This window comes from Clostridium sp. AM49-4BH (genome assembly GCF_003478335.1).
In the GTDB taxonomy this organism is placed as follows: Bacteria; Bacillota; Clostridia; order Lachnospirales; family Lachnospiraceae; genus Butyribacter.
Map to the genome: position 1 here is coordinate 1 of NZ_QUFB01000081.1, position 6,777 is coordinate 6,777.

Genomic DNA, 6,777 nt, shown 5'->3' on the forward strand with positions numbered 1-6,777 from the left:
TCTGTTCAATAAGATTTTTACTAACCGCCAAGTCAGTAGTCTTATTGTACTCTGAGGTATTTTCAATTTTCAACATCCACATTTTTTATTATACAGGAAGCTCCTTTATAAATTAGATTTGTCTATTCAAGACACCCTTTTCTCATCTCTAAGAACCTTTATATCCGAAAGATAACTCTGAGGCATCTCATCCAAATCTATATGTAACATATAAATTTTCCATCTCCCCAAATTGTATCATTGCAATTTTTCAACAACCAAAATGTCTGTTCCGCAATCGTCCCACCTTCAATATTATACAATTTTCATGTTATCTATTTGTGTAATACTATCACATATTATAGTAAAAATCAGTTCCTTTCCTTCGACACAATTCGACATATAAACGGTATTTCTATATGTCGAATTATAAAAATTGTAACCGTCTCTCCACTTCCCTCCATTCTCCACGGCATCTACCTGATACGATATGTCATGTTATTCGTATTTCCTTTCATCTCAACAACACCTAGTTCAATCAGAGTCTTCATATAACGCCACGCAGTTGTTCGTGATTTCTGAGTTATTTTCATTACTTCCTGAACTGTAATCTCTTTTTTTATTTCTAGTTCTCTGATAACATCCACTAATTTTTCAAAATCCTTTAGTTTCAAAACTTGTTTCAAACTTGTTTCAAAACTTGTTTCATTTTGCAACAAGTTTTCATTTTCTATTTCGTTTTCTTCCAAAAACGCCGGATGAATCGGTATTCTAATCCTCATAGCTCGTCTATCTTCATCCGTAAAGAATTCTGCTCGTGGAGAACCGTTCTTTTCCAGTTCTTCTTGTATTGTCGGAATCCCAGAAGAATGACCTTCTGACAAATCCAATTCCTTCAAAAATTCCCCCAATCTTCTATTACGATAGTATCTTGAAACAAATCGCTTACCTTCCACTATAGTCTTTTCAGATATAGACCGATCAATTCCCGGGAAATTCATAATATTAATGCAATCCGGCTCTATCTCTATTGTTACCGGCTCACAAGACATATAATCTCTATGGTAAAAAGCATTAACAACAGCCTCCTCAATTGCCTGATACGGATAATTCTTAATCCTCAAAGCCTCCATCTGATTTGGAACCTTGATTACTTTTTCTCGTATAAAAAGATTTCTAAATCGTTCCATTGTTGCCTGAATCATCTGTGGTACGGATCCCGTAATATTAGGAAAATCCTCGCTTACACTTGGATTTTCTACACTCCCCTGCGGAAATGACGTCATCTGAACATAAGTGTATGGGAAAAAACGGTCCGGATGCTCACAAAACATCATGATTGCTACATTTTGAATGTGCGAGGAATATTGTAGATGAGGAAATGATTTATCAATAAGGAATGAGAATGGCGGAAAACAAGTTTAAAATGGCTAACTTGAAAAAGTAAATTCCAGTGCAGGGGTAAACAATTACAAATCAACCCTTTTAAGTTTATTACTATTTGAAACAAAAACTTCTGGATATACCTTCCTTGGATACCTTTCTTCAACTATAGTAATAATGACAGCTCCACCCTTGCCTAGACAAGACAATATCTTTTCATATTCATCTGGATTAATGAAATCATCAGGGTAGCCATAGAAAGCAAATAAACAATTAGTAGCAAATGCAAAACTATTATACTCTTCCTCATTATTTTTTGCTTTTCTAAATTCTGATTCTTGAATAAAAATCTGGCGCTCGTCATTTATATCTGCATTTACAATAAACTCAACCTTCATGGCATTTTCCTTTCTATACTCTTAATGTACTACTTCCAACTTATGGTTCGAATTTCTTTTCTTAATTCTTCAAATTCATTTTTATCAATTGCAATCTCCGAAACAGCATATTTGGTTTTAGAAACTCCAAGATTCTTCTCCCATTTCAATTTTTGGTTATAGTAATATCTCCACACTACACCATTGGTATAAATAAAATGCGTCACCTTTTTCATTTGTTCCAATACTTGAACAGTATCGGCTAATGAAACGCCCGCTGCCTTCACTTCAACAAACCCATATACTTTACCAACATCTTCTTGTTTAAATATAAAATCTGTCGAAAGAATTGCTATGTCCGAAATACCCGCTCCAGTCAATAATCTGCTATCTTGATTTTTCCAAATTCGATTAATATCTACAAGAGCAAAATCATCCCTAGAAATACATTCATCCAATAAGTTATATACAAGTATCTCAATTCCTGCCTCAATAGGACATTTAACAATTACGTCATTTATCTTCTTCTGATAATATAAGTGATCCATTTTGCACCTTCCTTTTGTTTCCGCTACATTCAGTATACCTTATATCGGCAGATTAGCATATCCATTTTTTGTCATATTTCTGCAATATAAAAGGTCAAACCCGTCAAGCCCGATGGTTACTGACGAATCTGACCTTTTATAATCAAATTTCTGGATTTTTTCTTCCATTACAATATGTGTCAAATCAGGATTTAATTTATCTCGTCTTTATCTTAAATCCGTTCTTAAAAATGAATAGTATATCATCCTTTGACTTTACCTCCACTTCCTGCACCAGACTGCTCCAAAGTCCCTCATTGAATTCTTCTAACAAAGCACCCTGCTTTTCCAATGCCCGGATGAATTCCTTGAATAATTCCCTCTGAGCCTTTTTGCTTTCAATCTGTTCTGAAATCTTGTCATACTCTGATTTGATGGTATTGTACCTTTCTGCAAGGTCGGCATATCTTCTTTCATATTCATTCTGGTCAAGTGCCGTCCGGCTGTTCTCTGCTATGGTTGTTTGCATCTGTTCTGCAATAATTATATATTACTCTCCCCACAAATAGAGCCAAACTAGAGCCATTTATTAAAACAAATGCCGGAAACCCGCATAAATACAGGCTTTCGGCATTTTAATCCGTTATTCAAACTCGCAAAGTTTGGTTTGATTCTGGTTGTTTTAATATGGTTATCTATACTGTTTTGTATTGATAATATGTGTCTTTTCCACACATTATTTTTCGTTTCACATATTTTTAGTACCATTCCAGTACCATTGCATTTTTTCATTATTGTGTGCAGTTCTGGTGGTTTGCAGGTTGGTTTGCTATTCACAGAATAATATTCTGTCGGTTTGCTTGTCCACCTATGGAAATTATAATCTGCAACCGCTAATTCTGCAATAAGAAATTTTGTGGTACTAATGGATAGCATCATCCTTTTTCATATCATTCATCAATTTATCAAAATCACTTTCATATTATAGTTGGCAAAATAAACAGGATATTTTTGTTATGTAAACTAAAAAGGAAGTAGAGATTAAATCCCTACTTCCCAATCATACAGTTTTTCTTTATGATATTTCTGGATTTCTGTAACCATCTGATGTGATCACGCAGTTCTTCCCAGGAAACATCTTCCGGTGATTTGTGAAGAATATTTGTCAGATAATCCAGATAGGCACGAATGTAGGTACAATAGTTTCTTATTTTTTCTGAGAGAAAAAGTATCAAAAAGGTATCAAGACATAAAAAGACCTGAAATCATGTCTTTTTAACATGATTCCAAGCCTTGTAAAATATTTAGCATACTGTATTTTTCTATTCAGATACCATCTTAATTTGCACTATCTATGCTAACCGAAACAACAAAGTGCTTGACATTCACAAGTGTTTGCTGTTTACATGTCATTTTTTTGTTTTTTAAATTCTATACCCACCAGTACAACAGATAGCATAAACGCTGAAAAATCAGCAACAGGTCCCGCAAGCAATACTCCCATAATTCCGAAACGAAGCGGGAGCAGCAGGGTAAGCGGAATCAACAAAAAGGTCTGCCTTGTTAATGCCAACAGAGCACCTCTTAACGATTTTCCTATTGCGGTAAAAAAACTGGAAGAAAGCAACTGCACACCATTTACCAACACCATGAAAAGATAGGTACGCATGAACAAAACAGCAAATTCAAAATACAGCTCGTCCCCATCTCCGAATAGCGAAATGATAGATTGCGGGAAAAATTGAAATGCGACGAAAGCAATAGTGGAAACAACAAGGTTCCATTTTACCGCAAGCAGGTAAGCCTCCCGTACACGATGGTATTGCCTTGCCCCATAGTTGAAGCCGATAATCGGCTGTGTTCCCTGCGAGATTCCTACAATAATCGCAAGGATTATGGCATTTGTTTTCATAACGATTCCGCAAGCAGCTAAGGGAATATCTGTTCCATATTTTGTTAATGCGCCGTAATAAGTCAACGAATTGTACTGAATGATTTGAATCACGGTAACTGCAATCTGGTTTGAGCTGCTGCTGATTCCCATGCTGCAAATTTTCATGCTTTCTTTGATGTCCAATAAAAACGACTCTTTTTCAAAATGGATTGTTTGGAAACGCCATAGATAACGGAGTGCGAGTATGAAGGAAAAAATTTGCCCAATAACTGTTGCCCAAGCTCCGCCGGCAATCCCCCAATCGCAAGCAAAAATAAAAATAGGGTCAAGAATGGTATTGACAATAGCTCCCATAACCATGCAAACCATTGAATACTTTGGTTTTCCATCTGCTCGAATCAAATTGCTCATACCATTCGTTACAATAAGAAACGGCATTCCAATCAATGTTATGCTAGCATACTTCTTTGCATATGGAAATACAGCTGTCGTTGCCCCAAATGCCTTTAGGAGCAAAGACAGAAAAGCTTCACCAACCAACAAATAAATAATTCCGAAAATCCCCATCAGAACAATACCATTTCCCGCTGCTTTGGCGGCAACTTTCGGCTCTTTCCTTCCAAGACAGAGGGAAACACGGGAAGCACTGCCAATTCCAACCAGCAGTGCAATAGCAAGGCAGATGGTAGAGAACGGGTAGGCAACATTGGTTGCTGCATTTCCCAGATAACCGACCCCTTGACCAATAAAAATCTGATCCACAATATTGTAGATTGAGCCGACAAGAGACGCCACAATACTGGGAACAGCAAAATTTTTCAACAGCTTTGAAATTTTTTCATAGCCCAGAGGATTTTCAGTCATTGAACTCCTCCCCCTTTCTCTCTATATGGAGTTCCGATGTGATATTTCTGCCCGCCTGTATTAAGAAATCCATAAAAAGGTTCTGCTCGGATTCGCTCATACCCTGCAATAAAAGAGCTTCTGTCTTTTCGCATACCGTCTGTACCTCATCAATTACAGACAGCGCACGTTCCGTAGGATACAGCTTACACGTCCGCTTATCCTTATCATTTGGGGAACGCATAATCATTCCCTGCTTTTCTAATGCCGCAACTGTCCGTACAATATTGCTCGGATGAACATAAAACATATCCATTAAAGAATCCTGTAAAATGCCGGGCGAACGACAGATTTTGATTAAGAACATATATTGACTGTTGTTGATTCCATAGGGGGCAAGTTGCTTGTCCAAATAGATTTTGTAAAATCGGTCTGTTACGGAAAGCCATTTTAATAGTTGCATAGATATATACCTCCAATCAGAACGTATTATACATCAATATGCGTGCGCACGCAACTACTTTTAACATTATATCTGCCGCTTTGTCCTCCTAAACACAAATCAATTCTACATCTATAATCTCTACTGCTCTGCTACGAATATTATTCATTTTCCCGACCCATTCAAGCTGATTTTCTGCCTTTAGCTGTTCTGTTACTCCCTGCCTGTCGGCATATTCTTTTACCAGCCGAGAAAACATATCCTCTGCCTGTTCATCCACGCTTGCAAGGTATTCGTTCAACCTGCCGCTTGTCAGCAGATTAAGATAAACAAACTGCTTATACTCTTTGAGATACTGCAAATGCCTTTGCCCCCATATTCCTATGGGCTTTTCTTTTTCGGAAGGTAATGCAAGCTCTGGAAGGTAATAGTCGCCCTGCTTTGCATACCAAAGACCGTTTCTTTCATCATAAATCCTGTTTTCCATAATGTTTCCTACCTTTCCTCTTGATTATTTCTAAAGTGTTTCCCACGCTGTTTAGACTGTTGTACTGCCTTTGCCTGCTCTAAAAGGCTGTCCATCTGTTTACTTCCGAACGCCTTTTTCAGCAGTTTATAATTTTTGTTTTCCGCACGGAGGTTTTCATTCTCTCCCGCTAATTTCTCATTCGTTTTTGTCAATCTCTCATTTTCACGGTGAAGATTGCTGTTTGTGATATTCAGCCGATAATAGCTGTCATACGCTTCAAAACATCTGATAAGAGCCGTTTTAACAAGCGATTTCAGCTTTTGTACCAAAGGCTCTGCCAGTTTATTTTTATACGTTTTTGCAGACATCAACCCCTGCGGCTCTGGTAGCTGATATTCAGGAGAAGTGTCAAGCACCTGCTCAAGCGTTTTTAAGTTCTCAATGCCCTTATCATAATTCTCTACCCTGTCAGACAATATTTGAAATTCCTCTTTCTTCTCCAAAATCTGCCCCTCAAGCTGAACAACCTCTTTTTCCCGCTCCTGCTTTTTATAGTCAAGGGCAGATAAATGTTTCTCATGCGTACCCTTATGCTCCCACTCAATGCCGTGCCGCTCCATGACAGCGGAAAGCTGTTCTTTTTCGGACTGTACCCACTGGCTCCACTCTGTATCTCCACGACTGCCGCCCTTAAACCCCTGCTTGGCTAACGCCTGTTTGAGTAGCAGTTCATTTCTGTACTGTCAATATCATTGCTAACTTGAAAAAGTAAATTCCAGTGCAGGGGTAAATTCCACCTCACCTTAAAATTACTTGATTTTTTAGAATTTCAGAGAGCTAAATATCTATAAAACTGTTATAAT

At 37.5% G+C, this 6,777-nt stretch carries 8 protein-coding genes; all 8 read right to left on the minus strand.

The window, feature by feature from the left end; all coding sequences use genetic code 11:
- Positions 1 to 455: 455 nt before the first annotated feature.
- The 8 genes from DW981_RS13805 to DW981_RS13850 all read right to left on the minus strand — a co-directional run bounded on the left by DW981_RS13805 (position 456) and on the right by DW981_RS13850 (position 6,534).
- Complete coding sequence (locus tag DW981_RS13805; RefSeq protein ID WP_182434300.1) at positions 456 to 1,169, minus strand: ATP-binding protein; 714 nt, start codon at positions 1,167 to 1,169, stop codon at positions 456 to 458.
- Positions 1,170 to 1,448: 279 nt separating this feature from the next.
- Entirely contained in the window at positions 1,449 to 1,760 is a 312-nt protein-coding gene (locus tag DW981_RS13810) for a hypothetical protein (protein WP_118508141.1), read from the minus strand.
- Positions 1,761 to 1,789: 29 nt separating this feature from the next.
- The gene (locus DW981_RS13815; protein ID WP_118508142.1) at positions 1,790 to 2,287 is read right to left on the minus strand and encodes a hypothetical protein; all 498 of its coding nucleotides are present in this window, start codon (positions 2,285 to 2,287) and stop codon (positions 1,790 to 1,792) included.
- Positions 2,288 to 2,483: 196 nt separating this feature from the next.
- Positions 2,484 to 2,795 (minus strand): hypothetical protein, encoded by a 312-nt coding sequence (locus tag DW981_RS13820; RefSeq protein WP_118508143.1) that lies wholly within the window; start codon positions 2,793 to 2,795, stop codon positions 2,484 to 2,486.
- Positions 2,796 to 3,668: 873 nt separating this feature from the next.
- Positions 3,669 to 5,024, minus strand: a complete 1,356-nt coding sequence (locus DW981_RS13835; RefSeq protein WP_118508146.1) for an MATE family efflux transporter — start codon at positions 5,022 to 5,024, stop codon at positions 3,669 to 3,671.
- Entirely contained in the window at positions 5,017 to 5,466 is a 450-nt protein-coding gene (locus DW981_RS13840; protein WP_118508147.1) for a MarR family transcriptional regulator, read from the minus strand. Before DW981_RS13840 ends, DW981_RS13835 begins: the two co-directional genes overlap by 8 nt.
- A gap of 88 nt (positions 5,467 to 5,554) precedes the next feature.
- The gene (locus DW981_RS13845; protein WP_118508148.1) at positions 5,555 to 5,932 is read right to left on the minus strand and encodes a TnpV protein; all 378 of its coding nucleotides are present in this window, start codon (positions 5,930 to 5,932) and stop codon (positions 5,555 to 5,557) included.
- An 8-nt stretch (positions 5,933 to 5,940) separates the two neighbouring features.
- Complete coding sequence (locus DW981_RS13850) at positions 5,941 to 6,534, minus strand: hypothetical protein (RefSeq protein ID WP_243034772.1); 594 nt, start codon at positions 6,532 to 6,534, stop codon at positions 5,941 to 5,943.
- Positions 6,535 to 6,777 lie beyond the last annotated feature (243 nt).